The sequence below is a fragment of the Fictibacillus phosphorivorans genome, from assembly GCF_023715845.1.
In the GTDB taxonomy this organism is placed as follows: domain Bacteria; phylum Bacillota; class Bacilli; order Bacillales; family Fictibacillaceae; genus Fictibacillus; species Fictibacillus phosphorivorans_D.
On sequence record NZ_JAMBOR010000002.1, the window covers coordinates 188707 to 205908 of the forward strand.

Below are 17202 nucleotides of genomic sequence, written 5' to 3' on the forward strand. Positions count from 1 at the left end.
CCCTTAGAAAACTATTTGGAAAAAGTGGCTGCACCCCAGTTCTCAGGGTCCTTTTGCCATTCTTTTAATAAAGAAAGCCCTTGTTCACTAATCGTACCGCTTTCTTGTGCTTCCTCTATTAATGTACTAAAATTTGTGACCGTTTGGAAGGAAAGACCTTCTTTTTGGAATGCTGCAGTTCCTTTACTCAATCCATAACTGAATATTGCTGCTACACCTAATACTTCAACTCCAGCTTCTTGAAGGGCCTGACAGGCTTGAATAGAACTTTTACCTGTTGATATTAAGTCTTCCACCACTACAGCTTTTTTCACTTTTTCTGTTAGACCTTCAATTTGTTTACCTTTGCCATGCGCTTTTGCACTCGACCTGACGTAGCACATCGGTAAATACATTTGGTCTGCAACAAAAGCAGCATGCGGGATTCCAGCAGTAGCTGTACCAGCAATAACATCAGCTTCTGTGTAATGTTTTTTAATCAATGAAACCAATTCTTCGGCAACTTGTTTACGCAGTTCAGGATAAGCAAGTATCAACCGATTATCACAATAGATTGGAGATTTCATACCTGAAGACCATGTGTATGGTTCCTCGGGTGAAAGTGTAACAGCTTTGATGTTAAGCAAATGTTTTGCGATTGTTGTTTTCATAGCTTTCTCTCCATTCATTTATTATGGTTTGATAAGTGTCAGATGGCTGATCCGATTGTGTGATGCTTCTTCCGATAACCATAAAATCTGATCCCATCTTGGCTGCTTCAGCAGGTGTAGCAATCCTCGCTTGATCGTGAATATCTGATCCTTGTGGTCTGATGCCTGGGGTTACGGTTAAGAAATTTTCTCCGCAGTATTCTTTAATAGAATTCGCTTCCTTAACAGAACAAACCACTCCGTCCAACCCCGAATCCTTTGCAAGTTTTGCATAATGTACAACGCAGTCGTTTACACTTGTATCTTGAATTAGAAGTTCATCTCTTAGAACGTTCTGAGTGGTACTTGTAAGCTGAGTAACAGCTATCAATTTCGTGTGGTGTGCGCCAACTGCTACCAGACCTTCTTTAGCAGCTTTCATCATCTGTATTCCCCCTGCTGCATGTACGTTGACAAGATCAACATTCATCCCGCCGAGAACTTTCATTGCTTTATGAACGGTTGTAGGGATATCGTGAAGCTTTAAATCCAGGAAAATACGAAAGTTTCTTTCTTTCAGCCATTTGATGAACGAAGGTCCTTCCGCATAAAAAAGTTCCATCCCTACTTTTACGTATGGGGATTGTCCTTCAAAAGATGTAAGAAATTCTTTCGCTTTATCGCCATTTTCAAAGTCTAACGCGATGATAACGGGGTTTTCCATTGATTAAAACTCCTTCCAGTCATTTCACTGATTTGTTCAACACCGATCTCATCTAACAGTTCGGGCAGTTTTTCAATAATTTCCGGACATATAAATGGATTAACAAAATTTGCTGTCCCAACCGCAACTGCCGAAGCTCCTGCTGACATCATCTCTAACACATCTTCAGCCGTACTCACACCGCCCATTCCTATAATCGGAAGGGAAACTTTTTGACTCACCTCATAGATCATACGGATAGCGACCGGTTTGATCGCTGGTCCTGAAAGCCCGCCTGTCTTATTCGCTAAGATAGGCTGTCCTGTTCTCCAATCAAGCTTCATGCCTACTAGCGTGTTGATCATGGATAATCCGTCAGCGCCAGCATCTTCAACAGCTTCAGCCATCTCGGTGATGTTTGAAACGTTCGGGGATAACTTTACGTAAACAGGTTTTTCAGAAACACCTTTTACTTTTCTCGTTAAATCAGCAGCAGATTTATAATGCGTTCCGAACTGTATGCCGCCTTCTTTTACATTGGGACAGGATATGTTTAATTCTACGGCTGACACTAGTGGTGAAGCTGAGATATGCTTGGTCACCTCTATATACTCTTCTTCCGTAGATCCTGCAATGTTTGCTAGGATAGGGATATTATAAGGTTCCAACCAAGGAAGTTCATTTTCGATGATTCCTTTAACTCCTGGGTTTTGTAGTCCGATTGCATTCAACATGCCGCTTTCAGTTTCTGCTACCCGCGGTGTGGGGTTGCCGAACCGTCCTTCAAGTGTTGCTGCCTTTATCGTAATTCCACCTAATAGGCTTAAGTCATACCATTTTGCGTATTCTTTTCCGAATCCGAAACAGCCTGATGCTGGCAAGATGGGATTTTTCATATCTAATCCTGGCAATGAAACACGTAATCGGCTCATAATACAACCTCCCCCATTTTAAAGACAGGCCCATCGCTGCAGATTTTCACATAGCCTGATTGTCTAGTTTCTGTTGGGCATACACATGCGAAACAAGCACCTACCCCACAGCCCATTCTTTCCTCTAAAGAGATGAATCCATTTAATCCTTGTGCTTTTTGTTCAACAGCTTTGAGCATGACAGCCGGTCCAACAGAGTAGATTAAAGGCTCATCCGAAATTGGCTGATCCATCGCATCCGTTACAAATCCCTTTAAACCGAGTGATCCATCCACAGTCGTAACGATCGTCTCTCCTATTTCTTGAAACTGTTCAATATAAAAGCTGGCTTCGAGAGATTGAAAACCTAAAATGAAAGTTACTTGTATCCCTTTGTCTTTTAGTTTCTTTCCAAGATAATAGAGTGGAGGTACACCGATACCGCCTCCGATCAACAATGCTTTTTTACGATCCTCACTGGATTCAGTCGAAAAACCGTTCCCTAGTGGTCCTAGTACATCCACTGTTTCTCCCGTGTGCTTTTGGCTCAGCTGCTTCGTTCCCTCTCCTTGTGCTCGATATAACAGAGTGACTTCTTCTCTTTCAAGATCCACATCACAGATGGAAAGCGGACGACGCAGAAGTTTAGACGTGTTATTTCCGACACTGACATGGAGAAACTGACCAGGTACAGTCATCGTTGCTGTACCAGGGCCAGTCAGTTTCATCTCAAAGATGTTGCGTGCAATTTCCGTATTTGAAGTAATGGTTAGCAAATGTTTCTTCATACAAGCACCTTTTCTTTTTTCGTAAAGGATGAAAGGGCATGAGCCGAGAAAGAGATCGATTCAAGCACTTCCAACAAGGCTTCCGAAGTATCCAAGTTTGTCAGACAGACCACTCCGTTTTCCGCACATTCTCTTCGAATTCTGAATCCGTCTCTTGCAGGAATCTTTCCCTTCGTCAGTGTGTTTACAACAAACTGTGCTTCTCCTTTTCGAATCACATCAAGCAAGTTTCTTCCTTTTGAACCGATTTTACCGACTACGTCAACGGGAATCCCTTCTTTTTCAATAATGCTCGCCGTTCCTTCTGTTGCCATAATAGTGTAGCCGATCTCATAATATCTTTTTACCATTTCAAGTGCTTCAGCTTTATCTTTATCAGCTACTGTAAAGAGCACTGTTCCATAGGCCGGAATCTTTATTCCAGAGGCGATAAGTCCTTTATATAGCGCTTTTTGAAGATTCTTATCTCTTCCCATTACTTCTCCTGTCGACTTCATTTCAGGTCCTAAATACGTATCGACCCTGCGCAGTTTTGCGAAGGAGAATACAGGTACTTTAACAGAAACTTCATCGGCTTCTTTTTGATAGCCTGTTTCATATCCTTGCTGCTTCAAGCTTTCACCTAAGATCACTTTTGTCGCTGCGTTCGCCATCGGTACCCCTGTGATCTTGCTTAGGAAAGGAACTGTTCGGCTGGAGCGCGGGTTCACCTCAAGGACGTAAACTTCATCTTTATGCCAAACAAACTGGATATTCAAGAGACCGATTATATTTAAGCCTTTCGCGATAGAAATCGTTCTGTCGATTATCTTTTGCTTGATTTCTTCTGGCAGTGTCTGTGGAGGATAGACAGCAATAGAATCACCTGAGTGAACACCTGCCCGTTCAATATGCTCCATCATTCCTGGAATGAAGACGTCGTTCCCATCAGAAATCGCGTCAACTTCAATCTCTTTTCCTTCAAGGTATCGATCGACCAAGACAGGATGATCAGGGTTAACTCGTGCTGCGTTCTCCATATACTGCAAGAGTTCAGATTCTTGATACACGATCTCCATCGCTCGGCCGCCAAGAACATAAGAAGGTCGAACGAGCACCGGGTAACCGATAGATGAAGCGATCGTTACCGCGTCAGTTACTGAAAAAGCGGTCTTTCCAGCAGGTTGAGGAATGTTAAGCTCCTGCATCACTTTCTCAAAACGTTCTCTGTCTTCTGCTAAATCCATACTGTCGAGGGAGGTTCCAAGAATTTTGATTCCTCTTCTTTCAAGTTCTTCAGAGAGGTTGATCGCAGTTTGTCCGCCAAATTGTACAATTACCCCTTCTGGCTTTTCGTGCTCGATTACATGCATGACATCTTCGACCGTTAATGGCTCAAAATAAAGCTTGTCCGACATGCTAAAGTCAGTAGAAACAGTTTCAGGATTGTTGTTAATAATGATGGCTTCATAACCCGCTTCTTGAATTGCCCATACTGTGTGGACCGTTGCATAATCGAATTCAATTCCTTGTCCGATTCTGATCGGGCCTGACCCTAGTACAACCACACTCTTTTTATCTGTGATGACAGACTCATCTTCTTCACCATATGTGCCATAGTAGTAAGGTGTTGTCGATTCGAATTCGGCGGCACACGTATCTACCATTTTAAAAACTGGTTTGATGTTTTCTTTTTGTCTGAATTTGTATAGGTCATATTCATCCACGCCCCATGCGTCTGCGATCCACCTATCACTAAATCCTTTTTCCTTCGCTTTCTGTAAGATACCGGCATCATGCTTTCGTTCTTTCACTCTGTTTTCAAGTAGAATCATGCCGTGGAGTTTTTCAAGGAAGAAAAGATCAATCTTTGTCCATTCATGAATCTGCTCAACTGTGATTCCCATTCTAAATGCTTCAGCGATATAGAATAACCGCTCATCATCAGCTCGCAAGATTTTTTCTTCTACTTCTGATACCGTTAGTTGATTATCCGTCACTCCCAGGTGGAAAGCTGAAATCTCAAGAGAGCGCACTGCTTTTAACAGTGATTCTTCAAAGTTACGGCCGATCGCCATTACTTCTCCAGTGGCTTTCATTTGAGTGCCAAGTTTTCGGTTCGCACCTTCAAACTTGTCGAACGGCCATCTTGGTATTTTCGTTACGATGTAATCCAGGGCTGGTTCAAAACAAGCATAAGTAGTACCTGTTACAGGATTTTTAACTTCGTCTAGCGTATACCCTACAGCGATCTTAGCTGCAAGCTTCGCGATCGGATAACCGGTAGCTTTTGAAGCTAATGCGGATGAACGGCTTACCCGCGGATTCACTTCGATTACATAATATTGCGAGCTATCTGGATCCAGCGCGAGCTGAACATTACAGCCGCCTTCTATTTTTAAAGCTCTGATTATCTTTAATGAAGCGTTCCTTAGCAGCTGATAGTCTCTGTCTGTTAAGGTTTGACTTGGTGCAACAACGATTGAATCTCCTGTATGGATCCCCACTGGATCAATGTTCTCCATGTTACAAACAACGATCGCTGTGTCATTCTTATCTCTCATCACTTCGTACTCTACTTCTTTAAAACCAGCAATGCTTTTTTCGATCAATACTTGGCCAACAGGACTTGCATGCAGTCCCGCTGCTGTGATCTCTAAGAATTCTTCTTCATCATTTACGATGCCCCCACCGGTTCCGCCAAGTGTAAAGGCTGGGCGAATAATCACCGGGTATCCATGTTGGTCAACAAATTCCTTTGCTTCTTCCATGTTGTGAACAATTGCGCTCTCAGGAACGGGCTCATTTAGCTCTCTCATTAATTCTCTAAACAAATCACGGTCTTCCGCTTGCTGAATGGATGGTAGCTTAGTTCCTAAAAGTTCCACATTATATTCTTCTAAAATGCCAGAGTTGAAGAGTTCAACTGCCAAGTTCAGACCGGTCTGTCCTCCAAGAGTAGCAAGTAGACCATCTGGACGTTCCTGGCGGATAATTCTTGATACAAATTCAAGCGTTAAAGGTTCAATGTATACTTTATCTGCCATGTTCGGATCGGTCATAATCGTTGCCGGGTTTGAGTTCACAAGAACAACTTCATATCCCTCTTCTTTTAATGCTTGGCAAGCTTGTGTTCCTGCATAGTCAAATTCTGCTGCTTGTCCAATTACGATTGGTCCTGATCCAATTACTAAAATTTTTCGGATGTCATGTCGTTTAGGCATTCTGCATCAAACCTTCTTTCTTTGTTGTTTTGATCATTTTCATGAAGTCATCGAAGATTGGATTCGAATCTTGAGGACCAGGTGATGCTTCAGGATGGTATTGGATAGAAAAAGCCCTTTTCACTTTATGTTTCAACCCTTCAACAGTCCCATCGTTTACAGCCTGATGTGTAAGTTCCAACGATGTGTTCACTAACGAATCCACTGTAACGGCATAACCATGGTTTTGAGAAGTAAGTGCAATCTTACCTGTCTCGAGGTCTCTCACGGGATGATTCGATCCGCGATGTCCGAATTTCAGTTTCTCCGTGTCACCGCCGCAAGCAAGAGCAAGAAGCTGATGACCTAAGCAGATTCCTAAAATCGGTATATTATAGTTTAAAAGCTCTTGTATCATCGTGATGCCTTCAGGTACATCTTTTGGATCCCCAGGTCCGTTGCTTAATAGAACACCGTCTGGCTGTAAGCGGATAATATCGGCTGCTGGCGTGTTATAAGGAACGACGATCACATCACACAACCTTCTTGATAATTCTCTTAACATACCTGTTTTTACTCCAAAATCTACTACAACCACTCTATTTCCACTGTTTGGAAGGTGATAGGGAGTCTTCGTCGTCACTTTTGATACTTGATCCGTTGTTAGAGGTGCTGCATTTATTTCATTAATTATTTCTTGAGCATTTTCAATCGTGTTCGACAATCTTCCTTTTAACGTTCCATGCTGTCTGATTTTTCTTGTTAGTTTTCTTGTATCTATTCCGTAAAGTCCTGGAATGTCCTTTGCTGTCAGCCAGCTGCTTAACGATTGCATGCCTTCATGATGATTTGGAAACTCTGCATGTTCATTTACGATAATTCCGCTTGCTGCAGGGCGTATGGATTCATAATCTGTTCGATTAATTCCATAATTCCCTACTAGCGGATATGTGAAAGTGATGATTTGGTCACAGTATGAAGGATCTGTCAAAACCTCTTGATAGCCTGTCATACTCGTTGTAAAAACAACCTCACCGTTCGATTCACGGCTTGAACCAAATGCTAGACCCTTAAAAATTGTGCCATCTTCTAAGATTAAGTAACGTTTCATACGAAGCTCTCCTCCTTGTTGTAAACAAGCTTTCCTTCAAAAATGGTTGCGACTGGCCAACCTTTGCATACTCTTCCACCAAAAGGTGTATTTTTACCTTTCGATACAAAGGTTTCTGCATCGATTGTTTCTTCTCTATCGAGATCAACGACTGTTAGATCGGCTTTTACTCCTTCTGAAAGTCTTCCGAACGGAAGGTTAAAGCTCTCAGCAGGCTTTTTGGTCATCATGTCGACTAGCTCTTGCAGTGTAAGAATATTCTTTTTTAAAACAAGCTCCGTGTAGAGAAGCGGAAAAGCGGTTTCCAGTCCTACGATTCCAAAAGGGGCGAGTTCAATATCCTGTTTTTTCTCTTCTGCACTGTGTGGAGCATGGTCTGTTGCGATAAAGTCTAATGTGCCTTCTTTTAATCCTTGTATCAGTGCCTCACGATCACTTTCGCTTCTAAGTGGCGGATTCATTTTATAATGTGTATCGTTTGGCTTAATGTCCTTATCACTTAAGATCAAATGATGTGGCGTAACTTCTGCTGTAACTTTAATCCCAGCACGTTTTGCGTCTTTAATAACTCTTACAGACTCTTTTGTACTAACATGACAGACATGATATCTTGCGTTTGCAGCTTCAGCTAGAAGAACATCACGCGCGATATGAACAGATTCACTCACAGATGGAATACCAGGCAAGCCTTCTGCTTCAGTGAATCCCCCTTCATGAAACGCCCCTCCTTTAGGAAGGAGTGTATTGTCTTCACAATGAGCGACGATTACTGCGTCATTCTTACTTGCTTCTTTCATAGCCTTTAGCATCATACCGGCTGATTGAACACCAACTCCATCATCTGTAAAAGCAAAGGCTCCTTTTTCTAATAATCCGCTAAAATCCGTTAATTCTTTACCGATCTGCCGAGTTGTTATTGAGGCATATGGCAACACTCTGCAGCTTGCCGTTTCTTTGATTCTTTGCTGAATAAATTCCATCGTTTCAACCGTATCTGGGACTGGACGAGTGTTAGGCATTGCGGCTAGAGTTGTATAACCGCCTTTCACCCCTGCTTTTGTTCCTGTCTCAATCGTTTCTTTATGTTCACCACCCGGCTCTCTTAAATGAACATGCAGGTCTACAAAACCGGGAGTAACGAGTTTTCCTTCTGCTTCAAATACTTCATGCTGATCACTTGAGATGTTCTTTTCTATTTTCGTTATCACATCATTTTCAATCAGGATATCTATTTCGATCAGATTGTTCTTTCCGTCTAAAATGCTAGCGTTTTTCAATAAGTAACCCATTGTTTACCGCCTCCTGGTTTGATTTTAGTGTCCATTTAAGCACAGCCATTCGGATGTATACGCCGTTTTGAACTTGTTTAAATATTCTAGAGCGATCACATTCCACCAGCTCGTCTGCTATTTCTACTCCGCGATTCACTGGAGCTGGATGCATGATGATGCTATGCTCCTTCATTTTTCTTTCGCGTTCTACTGTTAAACCATAATGCTTGTGATAGTCATCCTTTGTCAGCAGCATACTTGCGCTATGTCTTTCATGCTGAATCCTTAGCATCATTACGACATCAGCGACTTCTACTGCTTCATCCATCGGGATGAAATCATCCTTCCATTCATCTACAAACCACTCTTCAGGGCCAGAAAATAGCACTCTTGCACCCATCTTTCGGAGAACTTCAGCATTAGAGCGGGCTACTCGACTGTGAAGAATATCGCCAACGATGACCACCGTGATCCCCTGAATAACAATGAACTCTTGCTGGATCGTTAATAGGTCTAAAAGTGATTGCGTGGGATGATTTCCGCAGCCATCACCTGCGTTGATGATTGGTACCTTTATTTTTTCAGCTAAGCCATCAAAGTAGCGATCTTCAGGATGCCTGATGACAAACCCCGAAACTCCGATTTCCTCAAGTGTGCGTAAAGTATCATACAAGGTTTCGCCTTTTTGTACACTTGATCCACTTACTTCAACATTCATAGGTTTCATACCAAGCTTGTGCTCAGCAGCCTCAAAACTGAACCTTGTTCTTGTGCTTGGCTCAAAAAATAAATTTGCGATCATCTTCTGATCAAACGATGTCTCTTGTTTACCGCCTCTAAATTCTTCAGCCGTATTTAAAATGTACTGGATGTCTTCAATCGATAATTCATTCATTGATAGCAGATGATTCATCCCAAACTCTCCTTTTACAAAAAAATAGCACCCTGAAAGTTTTTTCAGGGTGCACCTTAACAGAAGAAACAACGTTCTCCTATTGATTAAAGTTCACCCTTTTAAGTCTCTCGTACTTAATTAAAAGGTGGTTTATGCAGCTGTGTCGTTACCGTTTTTTTTAAACATCTTGTTCATTAAATCTTTATCTTCTTCTTTTCCCGGCAGTACCAGGTTCAAGAAGATTCCAATTAATGTTGCAAGCGCCATTCCAGCAACCTCAAAGTTTTCACTAATCTTGAGTGCCGCTCCTCCAATTCCAGTTACAAGAATAACAGAAGAGATGATCAAGTTTCTTTTGTTTCCGAAATCGATGTTGTTGTCTACCAGCATTCTTAATCCTGAAGAAGCGATGATTCCGAACAAGAGGATCGATACTCCTCCCATAACTGCTGTTGGAATTGTGCTGATCAATGCTGTTACCTTACCAGAGAATCCGAACAGGATGGCTGTCACGGCAGCACCTCCTATTACAAACACTGAGTAGACTCTTGTGATTGCCAATACACCAATGTTTTCACCGTAAGTTGTTACTGGCGGTCCACCAATCATAGAGCCGATCATAACCCCAATTCCGTCTCCTAAAATGGAGCGATGAAGACCTGGTTTTTCTATAAAATTGCGTCCAACTACCTTGGATAGTACAAGCTGATGTCCGATATGTTCAGCGATCGTTACTGCTGCTACAGGCATCATGATCATCGCGATGCTCCATGAGAAGTCAGGAGTATAAGTTACGAACGGTACGATGAAATCCGGAGCTTGAATCCATTTTGCTTCAGCTACTTTTGTGAAATCGACCAATCCTCTAAAGTATGCGAACGTATATCCAGAGATGATTCCGATTAAGATCGGGATGATTCCTAAGATTCCTCTAAAAAAGATGGAGCAAATGATGGTTACAGCTAGCGTAAAAAGAGCAACTGTAAAGTGAGTTAAGCTGTAGTTTTCAGTTCCTGGTACATTCATTGCCATTCCTACAGCAACATTTGCAAGACCGAGACCGATTACGATAATTACAGGTCCTACTACAATTGGAGGGAGTACGCGCATCAACCATTTAAAACCAAAGCCTCTAATGAGTAATGCGACCGCCCCGTATACCAAACCTGCTAAGAAACTTCCGAGCATTGCAGCTTCGGGACCGCCAAAAGCTTTTACAGTCAAGATCGGAGTAATAAAAGCAAAGCTCGACCCGAGGTATGCCGGAATCTGTCCTTTTGTTACGAGTAGGTAAGCCAGTGTAGCAAGTCCACTTGACACAAGTGCCACACCAGGATGAAGTCCCACTAAGAACGGGACAAGTACAGTTGCACCAAACATCGCGAATAAGTGCTGGAGGCTTAGTGTAAGCCATTGAACCGGTGATGGTTTTTCATTCACATCTAAAATTGCCTTTGTATTGTTTTCCATATCGAATGACCTCCTCTTTTAAAAAAGCTTTCTTGCCATAAAAAAACCTCTTTTGCTTTTGCAAAAGAGGCCGTGGAGGCACACGCATACAGTTATCCTATACTGCACGCGATTTATTACCTCCCTTGCCAGCCTCTCTGGACTGTATTTAAAGGGATATTATTTATTTGTTGAGATCGCTACTTCATCGAGTCCGTCAACCTCGATCAACGAAGCTGAAATGACTTCCTCACTTGAAGTTGGTACGTTTTTTCCAACATAATCGGCTCTGATCGGAAGTTCCCTGTGACCTCTGTCAATCAGTACGGCCAACTGGATGCTCGATGCTCTTCCTAGATCCATGATTGCATCCATAGCAGCTCTGACGGTTCTTCCGGTATATAGAACATCATCTACTAAGATAATTTTTTTATCTGTTACTTCTACAGGAATATCCGTTCCTTTTAACTCAGGTTCTTGATTTTCCGTCTTGATTCTAAGGTCATCTCGATAGAGCGTAATATCAATCACACCTACTGAAACAGCGTTTCCTTCAATTTGTTCAATTCTTTCAGCAAGTCTTTTTGCAAGAAACTCACCTCGGGTTTTTATGCCAGCTAATACAATGTTCGTGACGCCTTTATTCCGCTCTATGATTTCATGAGCAATTCGGGTCAACGCTCTTCTAATTGCCTGGTCATCCATTAAAACTGTTTTTGACATAATGCACCCTCCCTTATTTCCATGGTCCCTTTAACCGTCATCGTCTGCAAAAAAAATCCTCCCGTCACGCATGACGAGAGGATAGAGTAATCCCATATGGATTCTCATTAATAACGTTTCCTTCTCAGCCTCACGGGACTAAAGTTAAAGGACTATTTAAGTTACATTGATTATGACAAACTGTATTCTCTTTGTCAACTTCTTTTCTCTAACAAATCCAATAGGTCTTGCATTTCAGATGGAATCTCTCTCTCAAATTCCATGTACTCGTCCGTTCGAGGATGCTTAAAGCCCAACGTTTGAGCATGAAGAGCCTGTCCATCAATTGGAAGGGTTTTAGAGGGACCGTACTTAGGATCTCCAGCTAACGGGAATCCAATATACTTCATATGAACGCGAATCTGGTGCGTTCTACCCGTCTCAAGCTGGCATTCCACGAATGTAAAGTTCGTGAATCGTTTAATCACATTGAAATGTGTGACAGCATCACGGCTGTTCTCATCCGTTACGGTCATTTTCTGGCGGTCACTTTTATCCCGGCCGATTGGAGCATCAATTGTTCCTTGATCATGCGGCATCACCCCATGTACGATCGCTTTATAAACTCTTGTTGTTGTTTTGGCCTTAAGCTGGTTTACAAGTGATTCATGTGCCATATCATTTTTAGCAACCATTAATAATCCTGACGTATCCTTATCGATCCGATGGACGATTCCAGGGCGAAGAACACCATTGATTCCAGATAAATCTTTGCAATGTGCCATCAAACCGTTTACGAGGGTTCCACTATAGTGTCCTGGTGCTGGGTGAACGACCATTCCTCTAGGTTTGTTCACCACAAGAACATCAGAGTCTTCATAAACGATATCAAGATCCATCTCTTCTGGCACAACGTCCAGTTCCTGTGGTTCAGGAATTTCGATTTCAACAACATCACCGGTTGCACATTTATAATTTGATTTAACCGGTCTATCGTTTAGTAAGACAATTTTATCTTTAATCCAATTTTGAATCTGTGATCTTGACCATTCCTCTTGGACATCAGATAAAACTTTATCAATACGGTTCCCTTTTTGTTCTGAAGTTACCGTATATTCAAATTTACTCATTTTCTGTCTCCTTCTGTTTGCTATCCATAAAACTCTGAATAAAAATCAAACCTACACCGATTACTAACGCACTGTCTGCAACATTAAAGATAGGGAAATCATAGCTTCCGATATAAACATCAACAAAGTCTACAACTTCTCCACGCAGTAGACGATCAATAAAGTTTCCTAATGCACCACCAAGAACAAGTGCAAGTGCCGTTTTAAGCAATTTATCAGTTGCATGCTTCTGTAAATAGTAGATGACAGCTCCAACAACAATAATCGTTATGATAATAAAAAAGTATCGCTGATCTTGCAGAATACCGAATGCAGCCCCTCTGTTACGGTGTGAGGTTATGTAGAATACTTGATCGATGACAGGGATAGACTGGCCGAGGTCCATCTTTTTTACAATCATCCATTTTGTCGCTTGATCAGCAGCAAACATTAACAAGGCCAATAGATAATAAAACAAAAGAACTCCTCCGATATTTGAAATATGTCTTTATGAATTGTAGCACAGCCGTCGGATGTTCTACAATTTAATTTACCCATTCATCTGATTATTTCTGCATAGATTTAAAAGAAAAAATCCCGCGGTATCACGGGATTTCTCTCACTATTAAGCATAGTTCTTTTCTACGATATCTGCACAGCTCGCACAAAGTGTTGGATGATTGTCACTTTTTCCAACTTCCTCTGAAACGACCCAGCATCTCTCACATGTTTCACCTTCTGCAGAAGTTACAGAAACAGCCACGTGCTCAAAAACAGATGCATTTTCAGGTGCTTCGGACTTTACGCCTCCAACTTCAGCTTTAGAAACGATAAAGAGTTTATTCAAATCCTCTACACGTTCAAGCCAAGGCTTAAGTGAATCCGTCGGATACAGTGTGATAAACGCAGTAAGTGATTTTCCGATCGTCTTTTGGCTTCTTGCTTCTTCAAGAGCTTTTAGAACCTCATCACGAACATCCATGAACAGATCCCATTCTTTTTCAAGCTGTTCTGTATCTTTGTAGTTCTTCACTTCTGGCATAGAAGTCAATTGAACACTTTCCTCTTCAACTCCTGGGATATATTCCCAAACTTCATCTGCCGTATGGGATAAAACAGGCGCAGCAAGTTTAGTTAGAGCCGTGAGTGATTCATATAATACAGTTTGAATGCTTCTGCGTTTTTGATCATCTTCAGCTTGGATATAAAGTGTGTCTTTTGCCATATCTAAATAGAAAGAACTTAAATCGATCGTACAGAAGTTGTGGATCGTATTATAAACCGTAATAAATTGATACTCTTCATATGCTTTTTTAACTTTTGCAACCACTTGATCCAGCTTAACCATCATATATTTATCAAGGTCCGGCATATCTTCAAATGCTACTGCATGCTGTTTAGGATCAAAATTATGCAAATTTCCTAATAAGAAACGAAGTGTATTTCTGATTTTACGGTATACTTCTGCAACCTGTTTTAAAATATCATCGGATACACGTACATCCGCTTGATAATCTACAGAAGAAACCCAAAGTCTAATGATATCGGCACCTAACTGCTTCATCACCTTAATCGGATCTAGTGTGTTACCGATCGATTTACTCATCTTACGTCCTTCACCATCTAGAACAAATCCATGGCTTAGCACAGCTTTATAAGGGGCTTTACCAGTGATGGCAACTGAAGTTGAAAGTGATGAGTTGAACCAGCCTCGATATTGGTCAGAACCTTCAAGGTAGAGATCTGCCGGACGAACTAAGTTCTCTCTTTCTTCAAGTACACCCCAGTGTGATGTCCCTGAATCAAACCACACATCCATGATGTCTGTTTCTTTTGAGAAACGTCCGTTTGGACTGTGCGGAGAAGTGAATCCTTCAGGAAGTAAGTCCTTCGCTTCTCTTTCGAACCAAACATTAGAACCGTGCTCTCTGAACAGTTTTGCAACATGAGAGATTGTTTCTTCCGTAAGAATCGCTTCACCATCTTCACCATAGAATACTGGAATCGGCACACCCCATGCACGCTGACGAGAAATACACCAGTCTTCTCGGTCTTTGATCATGTTGTGAAGGCGAGTTTCTCCCCATGAAGGAATCCAGTTTACTTCTTCAATTGAGCGAAGCATATCTTCACGAATTCCTTTGATTGAAGCGAACCATTGAGCTGTTGCTCTGAAAATAACAGGTTTCTTCGTTCTCCAGTCATGCGGATAGGAGTGCGTGATGAACGATAGCTTCAATAATGCACCTTTTTCCTTCAGCTGTTCAGTGATTGGCTTATTCGCTTCATCGTAGAACATACCTTCAAAACCAGGAGCGTCTTTTGTCATTACACCACGGTCATCCACAGGACATAAAACATCTAACCCATATCGCTTACCTACAAGGAAGTCATCTTCCCCGTGCCCAGGAGCAGTATGAACACAACCTGTACCTGCATCTGTAGTTACATGATCACCTAGCATAACAAGGGAATCACGATCATACAGCGGATGAACAGCAACCGCGCGTTCGATTTCAGCACCTTTAAATCGCTTAACAATTTCAGCTTGTTCCCATTCGAACTCTTGCTTTAAAGATTCTACTAGCGCTTCAGCTACAACATATTTACCGTTTTCAGTTTGAACGGAAACATAATCAAGCTCTGGATGAACAGCAATACCAAGGTTTGCTGGAATCGTCCAAGGAGTTGTTGTCCAGATCACTAATTTTTCATCATTATCTAAAATGCCTTTTCCATCTTTCACATCAAAGGCTACATAGATAGAAGGAGAACGCTTATCTTGATACTCGATCTCAGCCTCAGCTAGTGCAGATTCTGATGATGGAGACCAATAAACAGGCTTTAATCCTTTATAGATTAAGTCCCTTTTTGCCATCTCGCCAAATACTTCAATCTGTCTAGCTTCATACCCTTTATTTAACGTGATATAAGGATTTTCCCAATCCCCGCGGACACCTAGACGTTTAAATTGCTCACGTTGATGATCCACTTGCTTCAATGCATACTCTTCACAAAGTTTACGGAACTCAGCAACCGTCAGTTCTTTTCTTTTAACTTTTCCACTCTTTGTTAGAGCAGTCTCAATTGGAAGACCATGTGTATCCCATCCAGGTACATATGGAGAATAGTGACCTGTCATCGATTTAAAACGAACGATGATATCTTTTAAGATCTTATTTTCAGCATGGCCGATGTGAATATCACCATTTGCATAAGGAGGACCATCATGAAGGATAAAAGGCGGTAGATCCTTCGTTTTTTCCATCACCTTGTTGTAGATATCTAATTTGTTCCATTTTTCTTGAACGACAGGTTCACGCTGCGGAAGGTTTCCACGCATCGGAAACTCTGTTTTAGGCATCAAGAGTGTGTCTTTATAATTCATTGCTTTTCCTCCTTAATATCGTTACCGTAAAAATAAAAGGTTGTGTTCCGCGATCTTTGATGATTGTGTGAGAGGTTGATTCCGTTTCAGGATGCCCGCTTTCCACGGGGCGGGCGGTGAGCATCCTGCGCTTTGCGGCGTTAGGAGTCTCACCTGTCCCACTTGTCCCGTAAGAGTCTCGCACCTTGCACGCAATCAACTTGCCATGTAGAGAAACGGCAAACTTTTTAATTGCAATTTAGAAAAGACATTAAAAAAAACCTTCTCGCCCACTACTGTTACAGTAGGGACGAGAAGGTTATCCCGCGGTACCACCCTAATAAGTTCTAAATTAAGATTTAAAACCCACTTAGTCATCCGTAGCGTGGATGAAACGCCTGAACTTACTCATGCTTTTCAGTACAGGAACTCAGGGGTGATTTTCGAATACTTCCCTATACCAGGCTTGCACCGTATCCTGGTTCGCTAGAATAGAGTTATGTATTTTACTGTCCCCGTCTTCGTTACATATTAATCTTACAAAAGTATATGCGATTTTTTAAATGAATGTCAAGTTTCCGTCTTTACTTCTTTAAGCTCATAGCCCTCAAGGTTTTCTGGAGCATTTAAAGAATCCCAATCATCATTCTTTAACATTTCTAACTGAGCTTCAATCAACATTCTGAATCTGGTACGGTATACAGATGATTGCTTTTTTAACTCATCAATCTCCATGGAAATCTTTCTTGATTTTGATAAAGCTTCATTTATGATTCTGTCTGCATTCTTTTCAGCTTCTTTAACGATCAAACGCGCTTCTTTTGTAGCTGTACGTTTAACTTCCTCACCCGTCTCTTGAGCAACAAGTATGGATTTATTCAACGTTTCTTCAATATTTTTAAAGTAGGAAATCTTTTCTTCGAGCTTGGAAACTGTCTCCTCTAAATCTTTCTTTTCACGAATAACCGCTTCGTAATCTTTAATGACTTGATCTAAGAAGTCATTTACTTCATCTTCACTATACCCTCTGAAAACTCTTGAAAATTCTTTATTGTGAATATCCAACGGCGTTAAAGGCAAAACAG

14 protein-coding genes and 1 other annotated feature are annotated in these 17202 nt (G+C 41.5%); all 14 genes read right to left on the bottom strand.

Annotated features, from left to right (window positions below):
• Nucleotides 1-11 precede the first annotated feature (11 nt).
• The gene (pyrE, locus tag M3206_RS02560) at nucleotides 12-650 is read right to left on the bottom strand and encodes an orotate phosphoribosyltransferase (protein WP_251310932.1); all 639 of its coding nucleotides are present in this window, start codon (nucleotides 648-650) and stop codon (nucleotides 12-14) included.
• The gene (gene pyrF / locus M3206_RS02565) at nucleotides 619-1353 is read right to left on the bottom strand and encodes an orotidine-5'-phosphate decarboxylase (protein ID WP_251310933.1); all 735 of its coding nucleotides are present in this window, start codon (nucleotides 1351-1353) and stop codon (nucleotides 619-621) included. Before pyrF ends, pyrE begins: the two co-directional genes overlap by 32 nt.
• The gene (locus tag M3206_RS02570) at nucleotides 1326-2264 is read right to left on the bottom strand and encodes a dihydroorotate dehydrogenase (RefSeq protein WP_251310934.1); all 939 of its coding nucleotides are present in this window, start codon (nucleotides 2262-2264) and stop codon (nucleotides 1326-1328) included. Before M3206_RS02570 ends, pyrF begins: the two co-directional genes overlap by 28 nt.
• Nucleotides 2261-3031 carry a dihydroorotate dehydrogenase electron transfer subunit gene (locus tag M3206_RS02575; protein ID WP_251310935.1) on the bottom strand — a complete coding sequence of 257 codons (771 nt, stop codon included), beginning with the start codon at nucleotides 3029-3031 and terminating at the stop codon, nucleotides 2261-2263. The genes M3206_RS02570 and M3206_RS02575 overlap by 4 nt, the downstream gene beginning before the upstream one ends.
• The gene (gene carB / locus M3206_RS02580) at nucleotides 3028-6234 is read right to left on the bottom strand and encodes a carbamoyl-phosphate synthase large subunit (RefSeq protein WP_251310936.1); all 3207 of its coding nucleotides are present in this window, start codon (nucleotides 6232-6234) and stop codon (nucleotides 3028-3030) included. The genes M3206_RS02575 and carB overlap by 4 nt, the downstream gene beginning before the upstream one ends.
• Nucleotides 6227-7324 carry a carbamoyl phosphate synthase small subunit gene (locus M3206_RS02585; protein WP_251310937.1) on the bottom strand — a complete coding sequence of 366 codons (1098 nt, stop codon included), beginning with the start codon at nucleotides 7322-7324 and terminating at the stop codon, nucleotides 6227-6229. The genes carB and M3206_RS02585 overlap by 8 nt, the downstream gene beginning before the upstream one ends.
• A complete protein-coding gene (locus tag M3206_RS02590) occupies nucleotides 7321-8613 on the bottom strand; it encodes a dihydroorotase (protein ID WP_251310938.1) in 1293 nt (430 codons plus the stop codon). Before M3206_RS02590 ends, M3206_RS02585 begins: the two co-directional genes overlap by 4 nt.
• Entirely contained in the window at nucleotides 8588-9508 is a 921-nt protein-coding gene (locus M3206_RS02595; protein ID WP_251310939.1) for an aspartate carbamoyltransferase catalytic subunit, read from the bottom strand. The genes M3206_RS02590 and M3206_RS02595 overlap by 26 nt, the downstream gene beginning before the upstream one ends.
• A gap of 132 nt (nucleotides 9509-9640) precedes the next feature.
• Entirely contained in the window at nucleotides 9641-10960 is a 1320-nt protein-coding gene (locus tag M3206_RS02600; RefSeq protein ID WP_251310940.1) for a solute carrier family 23 protein, read from the bottom strand.
• Between the two features lie 159 nt (nucleotides 10961-11119).
• On the bottom strand, nucleotides 11120-11662 hold the full coding sequence (gene pyrR, locus M3206_RS02605) for a bifunctional pyr operon transcriptional regulator/uracil phosphoribosyltransferase PyrR (protein ID WP_251310941.1): 543 nt from the start codon (nucleotides 11660-11662) through the stop codon (nucleotides 11120-11122).
• A 194-nt stretch (nucleotides 11663-11856) separates the two neighbouring features.
• Nucleotides 11857-12771 carry an RluA family pseudouridine synthase gene (locus M3206_RS02610; RefSeq protein ID WP_251310942.1) on the bottom strand — a complete coding sequence of 305 codons (915 nt, stop codon included), beginning with the start codon at nucleotides 12769-12771 and terminating at the stop codon, nucleotides 11857-11859.
• Nucleotides 12764-13243: a signal peptidase II gene (gene lspA, locus M3206_RS02615; protein WP_349773991.1), complete on the bottom strand. Its 480-nt coding sequence runs from the start codon at nucleotides 13241-13243 to the stop codon at nucleotides 12764-12766. Before lspA ends, M3206_RS02610 begins: the two co-directional genes overlap by 8 nt.
• A gap of 132 nt (nucleotides 13244-13375) precedes the next feature.
• On the bottom strand, nucleotides 13376-16138 hold the full coding sequence (ileS, locus tag M3206_RS02620) for an isoleucine--tRNA ligase (RefSeq protein WP_251310944.1): 2763 nt from the start codon (nucleotides 16136-16138) through the stop codon (nucleotides 13376-13378).
• A 282-nt stretch (nucleotides 16139-16420) separates the two neighbouring features.
• Nucleotides 16421-16648, bottom strand: a binding site (T-box leader).
• Nucleotides 16649-16687: 39 nt separating this feature from the next.
• Nucleotides 16688-17197, bottom strand: a complete 510-nt coding sequence (locus M3206_RS02625) for a DivIVA domain-containing protein (RefSeq protein WP_251310945.1) — start codon at nucleotides 17195-17197, stop codon at nucleotides 16688-16690.
• Between the last annotated feature and the right edge of the window lie 5 nt (nucleotides 17198-17202).